The sequence below is a fragment of the Acidovorax sp. LjRoot117 genome (assembly GCF_964252695.1).
Lineage (GTDB): Bacteria > Pseudomonadota > Gammaproteobacteria > Burkholderiales > Burkholderiaceae_C > Acidovorax.
Genome location: NZ_CAXUPO020000009.1, coordinates 118,244 through 134,867, shown reverse-complemented (window position 1 = coordinate 134,867; position 16,624 = coordinate 118,244). Strand labels below are relative to the sequence as shown.

Genomic DNA, 16,624 nt, shown 5'->3' with positions numbered 1-16,624 from the left:
TCACTGCTTCACATCCCCGAAGGAACCTTCTCCATGACCGTTGCCACCACCGTCCGCAAAGCCGTGTTCCCCGTTGCTGGCCTGGGCACCCGTTTTCTGCCCGCCACCAAGGCATCTCCGAAAGAGATGCTGCCCGTGGTCGACAAGCCGCTGATCCAGTACGCGGTGGAAGAAGCCTATGCGGCCGGCATCCGCCACATGATCTTCGTCACGGGCCGCAGCAAGCGCGCCATCGAAGACCACTTCGACACCGCGTACGAGCTGGAAGCCGAACTCGAAGCCGCCGGCAAGAAGGAACTGCTGGACTTGGTGCGCTCCATCCAGCCCGACGACATGGACTGCGCCTTCGTGCGCCAGCCCCGCTCGCTGGGCCTGGGCCACGCCGTGCTGTGCGCCGAACCGCTGGTGGGCAAGGAGCCCTTTGCCGTGCTGCTGGCCGACGACCTGATGGTCGGCCCCCAGGGCGGCCAGCCCGTGCTGGCGCAGATGGCCACGGCTTTTCGCCAGCAGGGCCGCTCGGTCATCGCCGTGCAGGAAGTGCCGGAAGACCAGGTGCACAAGTACGGCATCGTGGCCGGTGAATCCGCCGGGGGCCCGCTGATCCGCATCGAGCGCATCGTCGAAAAGCCCAAGGCCGACGTGGCCCCGTCGCGCATGGGCGTGGCCGGCCGCTACATCCTCACGCCCGGCGTGTTCGACGAGATCCGCAACCAGCCACGCGGAGTGGGCGGCGAGATCCAGCTCACCGACGGCATCGCCCGCCTGATGCAGAACGAGGCCGTGTACGCGTTCCAGTACCAGGGCAAGCGTTATGACTGCGGCAGCAAGGAAGGCTTTCTGGAAGCCACGGTGGAACTGGCGCTGCGCCACCCGCAGGTGGGTGCGCACTTCCGTGAATACCTGAAGGCGCTGGAGCTGTAAGCGTAAGCGCGACCGCGGGGATCAGGCCCCGAGGATCGTTCTCCAGGGATCGGGCTCCAGGGATCAGGACTCGGGGATCAGAGATCGCCCACCGGCGCACCATCACCCCTGCCCGTTCGGGCTGAGCCTGTCGAAGCCGGGCGCCGCGCCTGGCCCGCGCCGCGAAAGCTGACCGCCGCCCAGTCACAACACCGTGCCTGCACAACAAAAAACCCTCTCCCAGCAAACGCTGCGAGAGGGTTTCTTTTTTGATGGCCGGGCGTGCGCCCGTGGCCCCAGCCCTGCACAGGACGCGCCGCGGCGTGAACCGCCTGCGGTGCCTCCGTGCGTGTACCCGTCAGGTCGTCAACGCCGACGCAGCACGTGGATGTATTCCTCGCCCACCGTCTGCTGCTCCACCAGCTCATTGCCCGTCTGCTTGGCAAACGCCTGAAAGTCCCGCAGGGAGCCGCTGTCCGTCGCCACCACCTTGAGCAGCTGGCCGCTGGCCATGTCGGCCAGCGCCTTCTTGGCCTTGAGGATGGGCAGGGGGCAGTTCAGGCCGCGCGTGTCGACTTCTTTGTGGATGTCCATGGTGTTGTGTCCGTATCTTGTCTTGTCTTGTCTTGTCTTGTCTTGTCTTGTGCTTCAGTCTTTGGGCGGCAGGTTCAGGCCGCGGCGGCGCTCTTCATTTTCTTCGGCGGTGAAGAACACCGGCTCGTGCCCGCGCGTGCGCAGCCAGTCGGCCAGCGCATAGCCCGTGCCGGCAGGCCAGCACTTGAGCTTGTCGAGGTCATAGAACCGGTAATCCACCAGTTCGGGCGACAGCCGCACCTCGCCCTGCGCCACCACATGGTAGGCAATGATGACCTGGTTCATGCGCAGAAACTCGTACGCCCCCACCATGGTGGTGGACAGCACGTCGAGGTTGGTCTCTTCCTTCACCTCGCGCGCAATGCCCTCCTGCGGCGACTCGCCCGCTTCCATGAAGCCGGTGATCAGCGCAAACATCTTGGCCGGCCAGGCCGCGTTGCGCGCCAGCAGCACCCGGCCGTCCACCTCCACGATGGCGGCCAGCACCGGGGTGGGGTTGTTCCAGTGCGTCCAGCCGCAGGCGGGGCAGCGCAGACGCTCCTTGTCGCCACCGTCTTCGGCCAGGGTGATCGGCTGCAGCGCGGTGCCGCAGTGGGTGCAGAAGCGGGTTTCGTAGTGCATATGCTCTTATTTTGATAGCTGTTGGCGCACGTTCATCCAGCGGTAGCGGCCATTTTCATTAAAAAAGAAGGTCACGCAGCCGGCCTTCTTCCCGATCAGGCGGGGAACACGCCGGTGGACAGGTAACGGTCGCCCCGGTCGCACACCACGAAGACGATCGTGGCGTTGCTGTAGCGCGCGGCGATCTGCTGCGCCACCCAGCAAGCCCCGGCGGCAGAAATGCCCGCAAAGATGCCCTCTTCGCGCGCCAGGCGGCGGCACATGTCTTCGGCGTTGTCCTGGTTCACGTACACCAGCTCGTCCACCGTGCTCGCGTCGTAGATCTTGGGCAGGTACTCCTGCGGCCACTTGCGGATGCCGGGGATGCGCGAGCCCTCTTCCGGCTGCGCGCCGATGATCTGGATGGCCGGGTTCTTCTCTTTGAGGAACCGCGACACACCGGTGATGGTGCCCGTGGTGCCCATCGCGCTCACGAAGTGCGTGATGCGCCCATCGGTCTGCTCCCAGATCTCGGGGCCGGTGGTTTCGTAGTGGATGCGCGGGTTGTCCGGGTTGCCGAACTGGTCGAGCACCTTGCCCTCGCCGCGCTTTTGCATCGCCTCGGCCAGATCGCGCGCATGCTCCATGCCGCCGCTCTTGGGGGTGAGCACCAGCTCTGCGCCAAAGGCCTTCATGGTCTGGGCGCGCTCGATGGACAGGTCCTCGGGCATCACCAGCACCATGCGGTAGCCCTTGATCGCCGCCGCCATCGCCAGCGCAATGCCGGTATTGCCCGACGTGGCCTCGATCAGCGTGTCACCGGGCCGAATGTCCCCGCGTTCTTCGGCCCGGCGGATCATCGACAGGGCCGGCCGGTCCTTGACCGAGCCCGCCGGGTTGTTGCCCTCCAGCTTGCCCAGCACCACGTTGCCGCGCGCGGCATTGTCCTGAGCCCCAATGCGCTGCAGCGCGACCAGCGGCGTGTTGCCAACCGCATCTTCAATCGTCGGATATTTCATGCGCCCTACTGTGCCATAATTTGCGGCTTCACGAATTCCAGCCCGGGTGGTGAAATTGGTAGACGCAGGGGACTCAAAATCCCCCGCCGCAAGGCGTGCCGGTTCGATTCCGGCCCCGGGCACCACGAACGAGTCCAGAAGAGTCCATGCTCTTCTGGACTTTTTTATTTGTCCTGTGGAATCAGCAGCTTGGCTGCCCGTACCCGTCCAGACCAGTCCACCCCCGGACTTGGCCAATGGCCCGAACTCGGCTTCTCTTTGGCCCCTTGATCCAAATCGACCGACTCCCGCATGTGTACAGCCCGCACACATGCGGGAGTCGCTTGTTCATGGCCGTCCGTCCCTGATCGCCTCAAGGCCGTGGCGCTGGAGCGGCCGGAGGCTTTGGAACAGCCCGAGTGGAGGCGCTGGGCATGCGTACCTGACGCCGGTGCAGGCATTGCAGTTACAGCGAGCGAAAGATGCTGCGGCGGCCTGAGCGTCGCGATGATTCCTACCAGGCATACGCTTGGCGCTGAATGCAAAAGGCCCCGGCAGTGATATTGGAGCATTTTTGCGTTGGTCTGCAATCAGTTAAAAGCAGTCAATGCTAAGAAGCGCCAATCTCAAAAGATCGTTTTTATTTCCAATAAATATCGTACTAATATCGGCAATAGCCTTCATCGCGCGAAACCACAAGGCAGTCCTTTTTTCCTCTCAACGCACTGCGATTTACGGAATCTCCCATACCAGGACGCACAGTCTCGGTCACACCATTACGCTCGAAGCGAAGACCATCCGCTGTAATGGTGCCAACAAATTTGCCATGCATATCCGCGTCCAAGCCCCACTGATTGTCAATCAAGAGGCGATCGCCTTCGCGCGTAATTTTCATTACAGTGCCTTCGCCGCCGCGCCAGCGGCCGAGAAACGCGGATGCTGGCAAAGGAGCTGCAGAATTCACCTTCGACCCGAGTTCTTTCTCCAGCGATGAAGAGCGAGATTTAGTTACTTCAACCCAACAGCTAGCAACGGCTACAGAAGCCATCGTGCCGCCACTGCGCCCTTTGGAGACGCAGTCCCGATCACGCGATTTCAACCACGCCCGTTGCTCGGTCAAAAGAGTCTTTCGAGCAGCTGTACTCAGGGTAGCACGCAACTCAGCATAGTGCTTGCTCATCTCGGCATCTGCATCACGCAAGTCATGTGCAGCGCATTGCTGCATTTCAAGTGTTGAGATGCACTGCGCCGGCCTTTGACCGGTAAACGCTGGATTATTCATGAATTGGCCTGCGGTCTGAGCCCACGCCGAAGCAGAAAGGTTCATGGCGACGAGAGCAATGCCGATAAATAAAGGTTTTTTCATTTCTACTTTGAATATATTGGCGGACTTGAATTTCTTTGATGCCATCAGAATTAACACCCAAGAATGCCTATTAAAGTATAAAAAATTTGCTCTCACTGTAGGAGCAATTCCCATTGGCCTGTTAACTCAATTTTGGAGCAGAAGAGCAAATTTTTAAGGTAGCACCGGCACAACTCGCGCACCGCATCTCTGCGTATCAGCCTCCGGCTCATGGGGTGGCGACCTGGATACGGCCGACCCTTCGCGCTACGTGAGCGAGTTCAGCGCCGCCCTCTTCACACTCGAAAAAGGCCAAGACCACCGAGACCCCCATCAAGAGCCAGTTTGGCTACCACGTCATCCGCCTTGACGATGTGCGCTAGACCGAGCGGCTCAGACCGGACGGCCAAGGCACCAGCAAGAACGCTCAGCGTCTAGCGCTTGTACTTGTTCGGGATGGGATGGGTCCGGCACCACGAACGACTCCAGAAGAGTCCAAGCTCTTCTGGACTTTTTCTTTCTGCTTTGTAATCAGCAGCTTAGCTATCCATGCAGTCCACGGCCATCTACGCAATTGGACAATCGGCAAACCCATCAAAGCCCATCAAAGCCCACCAAACCGACCGAGCCGCCCGGCCGTATGCCGCTGCCAACTTACGAACAGCAAACAACACGGGCGACGAAATCGGACGGTGGTGGACTGTCCGCTTGCCAGTCCTTTTCTGATATCAGGCATCAAGGACGTGCGCCCTGAGATAGCTCGCCAGAAGCGATACACGGTGCTCTTGATCTTGGTAGAACTCCCGCTCCAGTGCGCCGAATCGCGCAGTCTCTCTGACCGAGTCAAGAGCTTGTCGGCGTTTCTCTCGGTCTACCGGCGGCATGGCGTGTGGAAACTCAGCATTGGCTGCCGCCAGCAAGTGGGCTGTATTGCTAGCGCCGATGGCTTCAAGCGCGGACACGGTGGGAACCGCCAGAGCCCCGGCGGAATTGGAGTAATACTGATCGAACCCGCCGTTGTTCACCTTCGCTTCCAGCAGCCATACGCCCACGCCGACGACCTGCAGCGGAGTCATATCTGTTGTCCCTGAAGAAATGAACTTCGAGACCCAAGGATCAATGCGTTCCAGAACGTAGTCGAGGTCATCCATGATGGGTATTCAGCGAGCCTTGGTCGGACCTGCTGACACGCGCGGCGCGTGTCCTTGCATCAAGTGGGCCGCGAGCAGCTGCGTAGTCATAGTCCTGTGTCTCCCGCAGGTTTTTACAGGATACAGACGTCATGAGGAATTGTTGTGCTGAGTTTGACGAGTGAGCGGTGGTCAGAACTGCAACACGCATACGGCAGCGCGGTGGATATCCCCGCGCTGCTCGCTCAATTGAGCTCTCTCCCGTCATCGGAGGGTACTGCCGAGCCTTGGTTCAGTCTGTGGAGCGCACTCGCTCACCAAGGCGACGTTTATTCCGCGTCGTTCGCCGCTGTTCCACATGTCGTTGCCGCGCTGGCAATCGCACCAGCCGAAGCCGATTCTTCATTCCTTCAATTCCCCGCATGGGTAGAAATCTGCCGTGCAAAAGGTGGAATCGAAGTTCCTGAAGACCTCTCAGAAGCCTATTTCAGTTCTCTTGTGCGCCTTCCGTCGCTGGCAGCGCTGGCGCTCGCCAGTCAACGTGAGCGCGGGGTTGTTGCTTGCGCGCTGTCTGCCACGGCCGCCGCTCAAGGACAGCATGCTATTGCTGAGGCAGTTCTCGAGATGGCAGAGCCTGAGACCGCTGGGAAATTTCTGCAGTGGTACTTCGACCGATAGCGCCCCACCTCTCGGTCAATCGGAACTGCGCCAGCTGCCTTCAACCCTTCGACAATGCGCGGCGGTTGGACGGAGCAGACCTGGTGACCGGACCGCCCGACGTTCAGCGATACATTCGGCAGACCACAAAAACAGGAGGGATCGCCGATCATGCAATGTCCGACATGCAACAACCTCAATGCAGCGACCGACGTGAGGTGCATGAGGTGCCAAACGACGCTGATTCACGAGGCGGCGGGCCACTCGGAGGGGTTCAAGAAGGCTGCGAACGCACTCGACGCGCGCATGTACTCGGGCATCGGGGCTTTCTTCGGTTTTGCGCTGACCGCCGTGCTTTTGAAGTTTGTCCTGACGGAGCACTGGCTTTCGGACCGGCAGATTTACCTGTCCGCAGTGGTGGCAGGCGTCGTGGGTTCGCTCCTCGGGCGACTGTTTCTCAAAGCCAAGCACGAACTCTGAGGCTGGCGCGCGCTGACTGAACTTTGGTTTTTGAAAAGCAGATGCCGGGATAAGGCCTGCTCACTTGCGCTGCGTTTGTGCCGCAGCGGCAGCAGCACCGCGTGACCGCTGCGCCGCACGAAGCTCGGCGAGCGCCTCTTCCACCGCCCGCCGGTACTCTGGCGTCAGGTCCTCGGTCTTGAGTTCGCGCTCGTGGAATTGGGCGCGGTGTGGGTCTTTCAGCAAGTCCTGAATCACGATGCCCTTGAGCTTTACATAGACAGCGTTGTCCATCGGGGTCTCCTGCAAGTGCCAAGCAAGGACCCCATGATCTACCCAAATGCGCAAAAGACGCCATGGGGGATTGCCACGGGATGCAAGGCGACCAGCGGCACGCAGTTGCACGCCGTCGCAGGCCGCAATACGCCGTGGGACCACCGATCAGCATGTGGTCTGGCTTCGCGCGTCAATGCCTGCAGCTACGGCCTGACTGCACGTCAGCGGGCAGCAGCGCTCAACAGCCACAGTACCTGCCAGCCCCTGCCGGTCAAACCTCGTCGCCGCAAGCTGTAGCCAACCATCCCGCACCAGTCAGGCCTGCTGGTTCGCCACCGCGGCCCCCACGACCTGCACGGCTCTACCCCGTCACTGCGCAGCCAGCGTCATGAAATCCTGCTCGTACGACTTGGCCGATGCCACCGCCTTCACGCGCTGGGCCGGCGTGGTGGCGTTGTGCACCTGTGCAAAGCCGGCGCAGCCTTCGGTCAGCAGCGTCTGTGCGTAGCTGCGATAAGCCGGGTCGGGGGATTGATCGAACCGGGCCAGGTACTCGCGCACCAGGGTTTTCGTCTGGGCGGTGTTCTGCCGGTCGCGGGCCACGGTCTGCAGCACCTGCACCAGGTCCTTTTGGCGGCGCAGGCGTTCGTTGTAGGTGCGCTGAGGGTCGAAGGAGGACTGGGCGATGAAGGCGCGCAGCGCGGCCTTTTGTGGCTCGTCCAGCCGGCCATAGAAGCCTTCGGCCTTGGAGAGCAGTTCCTTGAAGCGGTGCTCACGCAGTTTCTCGGGCGTGGGGTCGAGCCATTCCTTGCGCCAGTCGGCATTGCTGTCGGCCTGCTTGCGCTCCAGCTGGCGGATCTGGCTGTCCGTCAGCTGCGATGCGAGCCACAGCATCTTGGGCTCGGCCTGGCTGACCACCTGGTCGAGCTGGGTGCGGATATCGGCGTAGGTGCTGCAGGCCTGCTGCGCGGTCACGTCGTCCGCCAGCTGGCGCTGGACCTTCTGCAGCACCTGGGCATGCTGGGGCAGCATGGTGTCGCGGTGCCACTGGTGCAGGTCATCGAGCTCGTCGCGCACGCGTTCGCTCTGCGCGTCCGACAGGCCCAGGTAGCGGTTGATCTGCCACGCCATGAGCTGCGGCGCCTGGTTGTAGGCCAGCTTGACGGTGCTGCAGCCCTGGAGCAGCAGCGCCACGGCGGCGCCCAGCACCACCGCGCGCAGGGCGCGGGCCTTGCCCGACAGGGGCGTGCGCTTCAAAGCCGGCGCTGCAACAGCGGTGTGGTGTGCCACGGGTCAGTTGTCTTGCCGGCGTATGAGCTGGCGGCCGCTGGGGGTGATGGTCAGGTCTCCGGAGGTGCCCTTGGCGATGAAGCCCCATTCCAGCAGGCGCGCGGACACGTGGTCCTTGAGCGCGTGGGGCATGGTGATGGTCTGGCCCATTTCGAGTTGCTTCAGGGTTTCGATCTCGTCGACGGTGGGATCGAAATGCGGTGCATGGTAGGTCGTCATGGAGGGCGCTTTCAGGTTGTGATTTATGTGTTGACTGATCCTTGCAGCGCCAGATTAGTTCAGCCAGAAGGCGCATGCAAGCGCATTAGCCGGGTCCCGGCATCGGACTGCCCCCCAACGCGGCCATGTCCTGCAACCAGCGTGAGAACGCGGTCAACACCGGGGACTGCGCGGGTTGCGCGGGGCTGATGAGGTAGTAGCCGCGCTCGCCGCGCAGGGGCCGGGCGCAGGCCACCACCAGTTCGCCGCTGGCAAGCTCCGCCTCGATCAGCAGCGGCGGGATCAGCGCCACGCCCATGCCGTGCGTGGCCGCCACGGCCAGCATGGAGAACAGCTCGTAGCGCGGGCCGTCGAGCGCGTGGGGCGCCTCCACTGCCATCGCATCGAACCACTGCCGCCAGCCATACGGGCGCGTGCTTTGCTGCAGCAGGGGCAACTCGGCCAGCGCTTCGGCCGCCACCGGCTGGTGGGCGCGGCCCCGGCCGCGTGGCGCGGCGGATTCGAGCAAGCGGGGGCTGCACACTGGCACGACCTCTTCGTGCATCAGCAGTTGGGCTTGCACGCCGGGCCAGTTGGCCACCTGCTCCGGCGTGCCGGCGTACAGCGCGGCGTCGAAGGTGGTGTCGGCAAACAGAAACGGCCGCGTCTGCGTATCGATGTGCACCACGATGTCGGGGTGCACTTGCGCCAACTGCGGCAGGCGCGGTATGAGCCAGCGCGTGGCGAACGTGGGCACGGCCGCCAGCGACAGCGTGCCGCCCTCGCCCTGGTGGGCCATCACGTCCAGCGTGTCGCGCTCCAGCCCCTGCAGCCAGCGCGCCACCTGGCGGCCATAGTGCGCGCCGGCAGGCGTCAGCACCACGCCGTGGCGGGTGCGGCGAAACAGCTGCACGCCCAGAAATTCTTCCAGTGCCTGGATCTGGCGCGAGACGGCGCTTTGGGTCAGCGCCAGCTCTTGCGCGGCGCGGGTGTAGCTCTCGTGGCGGGCGGCGACTTCAAAACAGGCCAGGGCCTGGGTCGATGGAATATTGCGGCGCATGATGAAGATGAACTTGTACGCTGCCGACTGGGCAGGCGGTATCTGGCACAAAGTATTCCATACATTCCATTCATGCATATCTGGATGAAAAGAACTCGCTTGCGGCATGGTGGGGTGAGGCCTACGATGCGCCCCAGAACACCTTTATTGCCACCCCTTTTTTTTCCACCTGGAGACACGCACATGGCCCACGCCTCTTTTCAATGGGATGACCCTTTCCTCCTGAGCCAGCAGTTGACCGACGACGAGCGCGCCATCCGGGACGCTGCCGCCGCCTACTGCCAGGACAAGCTGGCACCCCGCGTGCTGGACGCCTTCCGCCACGAGAAGATGGACGTGAGCATCTTTCGCGAGATGGGCGAAGTGGGCCTCCTGGGCCCCACCATCCCCGAACAGTACGGCGGCCCCGGCCTGTCGTACGTGGCCTACGGCCTGATCGCCCGCGAGGTGGAGCGTGTGGATTCGGGCTACCGCTCCATGGCCAGCGTGCAGTCGTCGCTGGTGATGGTGCCCATCCATGAGTTCGGCACCGAAGCGCAAAAGCAGAAGTACCTGCCCAAGCTCGCCACCGGCGAGTGGATCGGCTGCTTCGGCCTGACCGAGCCCGACCACGGCTCCGACCCTGGCAGCATGGCCACGCGCGCCTACAAGGTCGATGGCGGCTACAAGCTCAAGGGCAGCAAGATGTGGATCACCAACAGCCCCGTGGCGGATGTGTTCGTCGTCTGGGCCAAGGAAGTATCCGAAGGCGGCGCGGTGGGCCCCATCCGCGGCTTTGTGCTGGACAAGGGCATGAAGGGGCTGACGGCTCCTGCCATCCACGGCAAGGTGGGCCTGCGTGCATCGATCACGGGGGAGATCGTGATGGACGACGTGTTCGTGCCTGAAGAAAACGCGTTTCCTGAAGTGCAGGGACTGAAGGGCCCCTTCACCTGCCTGAACAGCGCGCGCTACGGCATCGCCTGGGGCGCCCTGGGTGCGGCCGAGTTCTGCTGGCACACCGCCCGCCAGTACACGCTGGACCGCAAGCAGTTTGGCCGCCCCCTGGCTGCCAACCAGCTCATCCAGAAAAAGCTGGCCGACATGCAGACCGAGATCGCCATCGGCCTGCAGGCCTGCCTGCAGTTCGGCCGCATGAAGGACGCGGGCACGGCCAGCGTGGAAGGCACGTCCATCATCAAGCGCAACAGCTGCGGCAAGGCCCTGGACATCGCCCGCCTGGCGCGCGACATGATGGGCGGCAACGGCATCAGCGACGAGTTCGGCGTGGCGCGCCACCTGGTGAACCTGGAAGTGGTGAACACGTATGAAGGCACGCACGATGTGCACGCGCTGATCCTGGGCCGTGCGCAGACGGGGATTGCGGCGTTCTCGAACTGAGACGTGAAACTCCCCTCTGACCTTGTGGGAGAGGGGCTGGGGGAGGGGGCGTAGCGGCGCATGCGTTGTGCTTGATCACCCCCTCTCCCCAGCCCTCTCCCGCGAGGGGAGAGGGAGCGGAATCCGGGGGCCTATGGGGCGCGGTGCTGTGTCGACACTCCCCTCTCCCCTTGCGGGAGAGGGGTCGGGGGAGAGGGGTCTGCGGCGTGCGCCTATGCCTGTGCCCCCTCTCCCCAACCCTCTCCCGCGAGGGGAGAGGGAGCGAATACGGGAGCCTATCGGGGGCTGTGTTGTGTCGACACTCCCCTCTCCCCCTTGCGGGAGAGGGGCCGGGGGAGAGGGGTCTGCGGCTGCGCCATGCCTGCGCCGCCCCCTCTCCCCAACCCTTCGCCCACGAGGGAGAGTGAGTCTGCAACGCGCCCTGAGCACGTATCTTGAGGCATAAAAGGCCTCCATCGCTTGCCAGACAAGCGCCACCAGCTATCAATTTCATAGTAACAACACCATGACCACACCCTTCTCCCCCCAAGGCGCCCTGGCCGGTATCAAGGTCCTCGACCTCTCCCGCGTGCTCGCGGGCCCCTGGTGCACGCAGGTGCTGGCCGACCTGGGTGCTGATGTGGTCAAGGTGGAGCGCCCCGGCGTGGGCGACGACACGCGCCAGTGGGGCCCGCCCTTCTTGAAGGACGCCGAGGGCAACGACACGAACCAGGCCAGCTACTACACCGCCTGCAACCGCAACAAGCGCTCGGTCACCATCGACATGGCCTCGCCCGACGGGCAGGCGCTGATCCGGCAGATGGCGCAAGAGGCCGACATCGTGGTGGAGAACTTCAAGGTCGGCGGCCTGAAGCAATACGGCCTGGACCACGAGAGCCTGCGCGCGCTGAACCCGCGGCTCATCTACTGCTCGGTCACCGGCTTCGGGCAGGACGGCCCGTACGCCGAGCGCGCGGGCTACGACCTGATGGTGCAGGCCATGACCGGCCTCATGAGCATCACCGGCCAGGCCGACAGCCAGCCCGGCGGCGGCCCCATGCGTGTGGGCGTGGCCGTGATCGACCTGTTCACCGGCCTGTACGCCAGCAACGCCATCCTGGCCGCGCTGCATGTGCGCGACAACGCGGCCACTGGCACCGGCCAGGGCCAGCACATCGACATGGCGCTGCTGGACGTAGGCATGGCCGTGCTGGCCAACCAGGCCTCAGGCTTCCTTGCCACCGGCAAGGCCCCCGAGCGCATGGGCAACAGCCACCCGAGCCTGGCGCCCTACCAGGACTTTGCGACCGCCGACGGCAACATGCTGCTGGCCATCGGCAACGACGGGCAGTTCCAGCGCTTTTGCGCCGCGGCCGGCCAGCCCCAGTGGGGCACCGACCCGCGCTTTGCCACCAACACGCTGCGCGTGAAGCACCGCACCGACCTGATCCCCGCCATGGAGGCCGTGACGCGCACGCGCACCACCGCCGACTGGATCGCGCTGCTGGAAGACAAGGCCGTGCCCTGCGGCCCCATCAACACGATTGCGCAGGCGTTCGACGATGCGCAGGTCAAAGCGCGCGGCCTGGCGGTGACGCTGCCGCGCTGGAAGGACGGCGAGGCCGCCACCGACAGCGTGCAGCAGATCACCGGCGTGGCCAGCCCGCTGCGCCTGTCGGCCACGCCGCCGGTCCTGCGCAATGCGCCGCCGGCGCTGGGTCAGCACACGGACGAGGTGCTTGCCGAGATGGGGATCAGTGCCGAGCGTATTGCAGCACTGCGGGCGACGGGCGTGGTGTAGCCACTCGCTGACCGACGTGATCCGTGATCCGTGATCCGTGATCCGTGATCCGTGATCCGTGATCCGTGATCCGTGATCCGTGATCCGTGATCCGTGATCCGTGATCAATCATCCGCGACGCCCCGCCTCACTCGATGCGGGGCGTTGCTTTTTCTGCAGCTACTTTCCCGTCCCAACCTAATGTCAGCTGGTCGGAATCCCGGATCGGCTCGAACCTCCCTCAACCGTTCGGGCTGAGCCCTTCGACGGGCTCAGGACAGGCCCGTCGAAACCTCACGCGGCGCTTCGACGGGCTCAGCGTGAACGGTGGGATGTGGTGGGATAGAGGTGAACGCGTTTCGCTTCACGCCATCGGCGCTGCAGCCTCCAGCAAGCACTCCGTTACATCGTCCGAGAACCGCATCAGCCGCCCATCCAGCAGCACCGCCTCGGACCCCTTCGGATCAAGCGCTGCCGGCGGCAGGCCATGGTCCAGCAACGCCTGCGCACAGCCCACCCAGTCGCCACCGGGCTCGGGCGTGTTGATGGAACCCCACGACAACGCGCCGCAAGCGTTGTCCTCAAAGCCATGCGTGGCCTGCCAGCGCGCGCCGTGCTCCAGCAGGAAACGGGTCAGCGCCGCGTCGCCCCGAAAGATGGCCAGGTGCAGCGCGGTGCCGTCCCAGTCGCCACCCTTCGCGTCGATGGGCCAGCCCAGGCGCACCATCAGCCGCACGGCATGGCCGCAGTCCGCCTGGGCAGCCAGCTCGGGCAGCAGGCGCTGCTGGGGCGGCGACAGCGCATGCACCAGCCCAGGCAGGGCGGTCAGCAGCGTGCGCGCCCGTGCCTCGTCGGCCTCGGCGCAGGCGGCGATGAACTGCTCGTCGGCAGGCACCTCGCCCCCGCCCGCCGCGGTGCGCAGAAACTCCGCTACGGCCGGCAGCCCATACCGCAGGGCCTGGATGTGCGCCGCCGTGCCGTCGGCGGTGCGCATGGCGGGGTCGGCACCCGCGGCCACCAACGCCTGCACGTGTGCGAGCGATCGCCGCCGCCGCAGGGCCCACAGCAGGGGCGCGCTGTGGGGGGCGGGCCCGCCGTCCTGGCCCAAGGGCTCGTTCGCATCCGCACCGTGCGTCAGCAGCAGTTGCAGCGCAAGCAGGTCGTCCATGTCGAGCACCCTGTACACCGCGTTCGTGCCCTGCACCCGCGCGCCCGCCTCCAGCAGCATGCGCGTGCAGTCCAGGCTGCCCAGCGCGTGGTACAGCGACTCGCCATCGTTGGGGTCGGCGCCCGCGTCCAGCAGCAGGCGCGCCATGCCGGCATGCTGGTTCTGCCCCGCTGCGCCATACAGCGCCGACAGGGGGTGCGTTGCATCGGGCGCTGCCAGCGACGCGGGGGGCCAGCGGCTGCCCACCCGCTGGTTGGCATCGGCACCCGCTTGCAGCAGCAGGCCCACGCAGGCCTGCAGGCGGTCCGCAAACGCCGGCAGCCGCGCCAGGCTGGAATGCGCCACGGCCAGCAGCGGCGGCAGCTGCAAGGGCCCGCCAGCGCGGTGCACCCAGCCCGGGTCTTGCGCAATGGCCTGGCGCAGGCGCGCCTCATCGCCCACGGCACAGGCGAGCCACGGGCCTTCGTCCTGCGGGATGGCGCCATCGGCCCACAGGCGTTCGGCCAGCCGGGGCCGGGCGCTGTGGTTGCCGCCTGCAATGTCGCCAGCGTAGACCAGCCGCAGCCATTGCAGGGTGGCGCGCTCCGGGTCATCCTCCAGCGCACGCCGTGCCAGCACAAAGCCCTGGACGTCGGCCCACGACGCAAAGCCATGCTCGCGCGCCAGGCACGACTGCGCGTCGTGCAGCCTGAGGCCCATGGCGGCGATGGCTTCGTCAGCCTGGCCTGCAGCCGCCGGCAGCGCAATGCGAAAGCGTGCCAACGCCTCGGGCTCGCCACTGCGGTAGCGGGCGAGCAGGTCCTTGGCTTGTTTCTTGAGATGGCCCAGGTCGGGCCGAGGGGGAATGCGTTTCACGAGAACCTCCGTGCATGGATCGCCGACGGCCCGCAACTCCGGCAGCACAAAGGATGAAAAGAAAAGTCAGCTCGGCACGGAGCACGCAGAGTGCTCCAGGAGTGGCAAGTGGGTTCAACCCTTCCCGCGGGCCCGGGCGCGGCTTGCACCGCGGGCGGCATCTTACTGCGGCGCAGTGCGCACCTTTCAGCAACCGCGTTAAATCCGCACACAAAAACTTACACACGTGCCCATAATGGCATCGGAAGTCTCACTCGCCGTGCGTCACCGCTGGCCGGCCTGCAGAGACTTTGCAGCTTGCATCTCCGCGCCCGATGCGTTGTGCGATGGCGCCGTTGTAGTGGAACCTCAGGAGTCCGCCATGAAGCTCAGTCTCAAGCTCCCCCTCGCTTTTACCGCAGCATTGCTGCTGCTGTTCGCGGCGGCGCTGTTCGGCATCAGCCGCCTGAACCAGGCGCTGCACACCTACCAGACCACGGTGGCGCAGAGCTTCGAGCATGAGCGGCTGGCCTCCGCCATGCTCAGCGACTTCAAGGTGCAGGTGCAGGAGTGGAAGAACGTGCTGCTGCGCGGCAAGGACCCAGCGCAACTCAACCGCTACTGGGCCGCGTTTGAAAAACAGGAGAAGGCCATCAACGACGGTGCACAGAAGCTGGTGGCCAGCCTGCCCGCAGGCGCGGGGCGCGACCGGGTGGCGCAGTTCGCCCAGGCGCATGAGCGCATGGGGGTGGCCTATCGCAAGGGTTTCGAGGCGTTCAAGGCTGCCGGCCACGATGCCGAGACCGGCGACAAGGCCGTGCAGGGCATGGACCGCGAGCCATCACAGCTGCTGGACCAGGCCGGTGACCTGATCGCCAAGGCCAGCAGCGAGGTGGCGGCAGGTGCAGCCGGCGCGGCCCGGCAGGCCACCACCATCAGCCTGGTGGTGATGCTGGTGGTGTGTGCGCTGGGCATGGCCGGCGCGGTGGCGTTCAGCCGCACAGTGGTGAACCCGCTGGACAACGCCGTGCGGGTGTCGCAGGCCGTGGCCAGCGGCGACCTGACCGTGGCCCAGCCCGTGCGCGGCAAGGACGAGATCGCGCTGCTGCAGAACGCGCTGCACGCCATGCAACTGAGCCTGTCCGGCGTGGTGAGCCATGTGCGCCACAACGCCGACAACGTGGCCGCCGCCAGCACCGAGATCGCGCAGGGCAACAACGACCTGTCGGCCCGCACCGAGCAGCAGGCCAGCGCGCTGGAGGAAACCTCGGCATCGATGGAGGAGCTCAGCTCTACCGTGCAGGCCAACGCCGACAACGCCCGCCAGGCCAACCAGCTGGCCGTGAGTGCATCCACCGTGGCCGTGCAGGGCGGCGACGTGGTGGCCGAGGTGGTGAGCACCATGAAGGGCATCAACGACAGCAGCAAGAAGATCGCCGACATCATCAGCGTGATCGACGGCATTGCCTTTCAGACCAACATCCTGGCTTTGAATGCCGCGGTGGAGGCCGCCCGCGCAGGCGACCAGGGCCGCGGCTTTGCCGTGGTGGCCAGCGAGGTGCGCAGCCTGGCCGGGCGCAGTGCCGCCGCGGCCAAGGAGATCAAGAGCCTGATCCACACCAGCGTGGAGCGGGTGGAGCAAGGCACCGCGTTGGTCGACAAGGCCGGCGCCACGATGACCGAGGTGGTGGCGTCGATCCGCCGGGTGACCGACATCGTGGGCGAGATCAGCGCAGCCAGCAGCGAGCAGAGCGCGGGCGTGGCACAGGTGGGCGAGGCGGTGATGCAGATGGACCAGGCCACGCAGCAAAACGCGGCGCTGGTGGAGCAAAGCGCCGCAGCGGCCGACAGCCTGAAGGTGCAGGCGCAGCAGCTGGTGGACGCGGTGGCGGTGTTTCGCCTGTCGCCGGGCGAGCAGCACGCAGGCGCCGGAGTACGGGTAGGGGGCGTGCCACGGCTGGCTGCAGCCTGAGACC

The 16,624-nt window shown here is 65.0% G+C and carries 16 protein-coding genes, 1 tRNA gene and 1 pseudogene; 8 read left to right on the top strand and 10 right to left on the bottom strand.

The window, feature by feature from the left end; translation table 11 throughout:
* Positions 1–33: 33 nt before the first annotated feature.
* Positions 34–921 (top strand): UTP--glucose-1-phosphate uridylyltransferase GalU, encoded by an 888-nt coding sequence (gene galU, locus ACSQ3D_RS20745; protein ID WP_056412904.1) that lies wholly within the window; start codon positions 34–36, stop codon positions 919–921.
* Positions 922–1,266: 345 nt separating this feature from the next.
* Here the strand turns inward: galU and ACSQ3D_RS20740 are convergent, their stop codons facing one another.
* From ACSQ3D_RS20740 to cysM, 3 genes are all read right to left on the bottom strand, one after another.
* Positions 1,267–1,494 carry a sulfurtransferase TusA family protein gene (locus tag ACSQ3D_RS20740; RefSeq protein ID WP_056167055.1) on the bottom strand — a complete coding sequence of 76 codons (228 nt, stop codon included), beginning with the start codon at positions 1,492–1,494 and terminating at the stop codon, positions 1,267–1,269.
* Positions 1,495–1,548: 54 nt separating this feature from the next.
* Positions 1,549–2,115, bottom strand: coding sequence for an NUDIX hydrolase (locus tag ACSQ3D_RS20735; protein WP_436128153.1), 567 nt, complete (start codon positions 2,113–2,115; stop codon positions 1,549–1,551).
* A 95-nt stretch (positions 2,116–2,210) separates the two neighbouring features.
* Positions 2,211–3,113: a cysteine synthase CysM gene (gene cysM / locus ACSQ3D_RS20730; RefSeq protein ID WP_436128152.1), complete on the bottom strand. Its 903-nt coding sequence runs from the start codon at positions 3,111–3,113 to the stop codon at positions 2,211–2,213.
* 40 nt (positions 3,114–3,153) lie between these two features.
* Here cysM and ACSQ3D_RS20725 point away from each other — a divergent pair.
* A tRNA-Leu gene (locus ACSQ3D_RS20725) sits at positions 3,154–3,238 on the top strand.
* Positions 3,239–3,753: 515 nt separating this feature from the next.
* Here the strand turns inward: ACSQ3D_RS20725 and ACSQ3D_RS20720 are convergent.
* Positions 3,754–4,503: a lysozyme inhibitor LprI family protein gene (locus ACSQ3D_RS20720; protein WP_436128151.1), complete on the bottom strand. Its 750-nt coding sequence runs from the start codon at positions 4,501–4,503 to the stop codon at positions 3,754–3,756.
* A gap of 157 nt (positions 4,504–4,660) precedes the next feature.
* Here ACSQ3D_RS20720 and ACSQ3D_RS20715 point away from each other — a divergent pair.
* A pseudogene (locus tag ACSQ3D_RS20715) lies at positions 4,661–4,817 on the top strand (peptidylprolyl isomerase); the annotation flags it as partial.
* Between the two features lie 348 nt (positions 4,818–5,165).
* Here the strand turns inward: ACSQ3D_RS20715 and ACSQ3D_RS20710 are convergent.
* Positions 5,166–5,588 (bottom strand): DMP19 family protein, encoded by a 423-nt coding sequence (locus ACSQ3D_RS20710; protein WP_436128150.1) that lies wholly within the window; start codon positions 5,586–5,588, stop codon positions 5,166–5,168.
* 144 nt (positions 5,589–5,732) lie between these two features.
* Here ACSQ3D_RS20710 and ACSQ3D_RS20705 point away from each other — a divergent pair, with 144 nt between their 5' ends.
* On the top strand, positions 5,733–6,245 hold the full coding sequence (locus ACSQ3D_RS20705) for a hypothetical protein (RefSeq protein WP_436128149.1): 513 nt from the start codon (positions 5,733–5,735) through the stop codon (positions 6,243–6,245).
* 150 nt (positions 6,246–6,395) lie between these two features.
* Positions 6,396–6,704 (top strand): zinc finger Ran-binding domain-containing protein, encoded by a 309-nt coding sequence (locus tag ACSQ3D_RS20700; protein ID WP_436128148.1) that lies wholly within the window; start codon positions 6,396–6,398, stop codon positions 6,702–6,704.
* A 60-nt stretch (positions 6,705–6,764) separates the two neighbouring features.
* On the opposite strand, the gene ACSQ3D_RS20695 is transcribed toward ACSQ3D_RS20700, so the two are convergent.
* The 4 genes from ACSQ3D_RS20695 to ACSQ3D_RS20680 form a co-directional block, all read right to left on the bottom strand.
* Complete coding sequence (locus ACSQ3D_RS20695) at positions 6,765–6,977, bottom strand: hypothetical protein (protein WP_056422285.1); 213 nt, start codon at positions 6,975–6,977, stop codon at positions 6,765–6,767.
* A 351-nt stretch (positions 6,978–7,328) separates the two neighbouring features.
* A complete protein-coding gene (locus ACSQ3D_RS20690; protein ID WP_436128147.1) occupies positions 7,329–8,249 on the bottom strand; it encodes a DUF6279 family lipoprotein in 921 nt (306 codons plus the stop codon).
* A gap of 3 nt (positions 8,250–8,252) precedes the next feature.
* A complete protein-coding gene (locus ACSQ3D_RS20685) occupies positions 8,253–8,468 on the bottom strand; it encodes a hypothetical protein (protein WP_056412877.1) in 216 nt (71 codons plus the stop codon).
* An 85-nt stretch (positions 8,469–8,553) separates the two neighbouring features.
* Complete coding sequence (locus ACSQ3D_RS20680; protein ID WP_436128146.1) at positions 8,554–9,507, bottom strand: LysR family transcriptional regulator; 954 nt, start codon at positions 9,505–9,507, stop codon at positions 8,554–8,556.
* Between the two features lie 183 nt (positions 9,508–9,690).
* Here ACSQ3D_RS20680 and ACSQ3D_RS20675 point away from each other — a divergent pair, with 183 nt between their 5' ends.
* Positions 9,691–10,887: an acyl-CoA dehydrogenase gene (locus tag ACSQ3D_RS20675; RefSeq protein ID WP_056165206.1), complete on the top strand. Its 1,197-nt coding sequence runs from the start codon at positions 9,691–9,693 to the stop codon at positions 10,885–10,887.
* Between the two features lie 505 nt (positions 10,888–11,392).
* Complete coding sequence (locus ACSQ3D_RS20670) at positions 11,393–12,667, top strand: CaiB/BaiF CoA transferase family protein (protein ID WP_436128145.1); 1,275 nt, start codon at positions 11,393–11,395, stop codon at positions 12,665–12,667.
* 343 nt (positions 12,668–13,010) lie between these two features.
* Here the strand turns inward: ACSQ3D_RS20670 and ACSQ3D_RS20665 are convergent, their stop codons facing one another.
* Positions 13,011–14,669 (bottom strand): hypothetical protein, encoded by a 1,659-nt coding sequence (locus ACSQ3D_RS20665; RefSeq protein WP_436128144.1) that lies wholly within the window; start codon positions 14,667–14,669, stop codon positions 13,011–13,013.
* 361 nt (positions 14,670–15,030) lie between these two features.
* Here ACSQ3D_RS20665 and ACSQ3D_RS20660 point away from each other — a divergent pair, with 361 nt between their 5' ends.
* A complete protein-coding gene (locus ACSQ3D_RS20660) occupies positions 15,031–16,620 on the top strand; it encodes a methyl-accepting chemotaxis protein (protein WP_436128143.1) in 1,590 nt (529 codons plus the stop codon).
* The last annotated feature ends 4 nt before the right edge of the window (positions 16,621–16,624 follow it).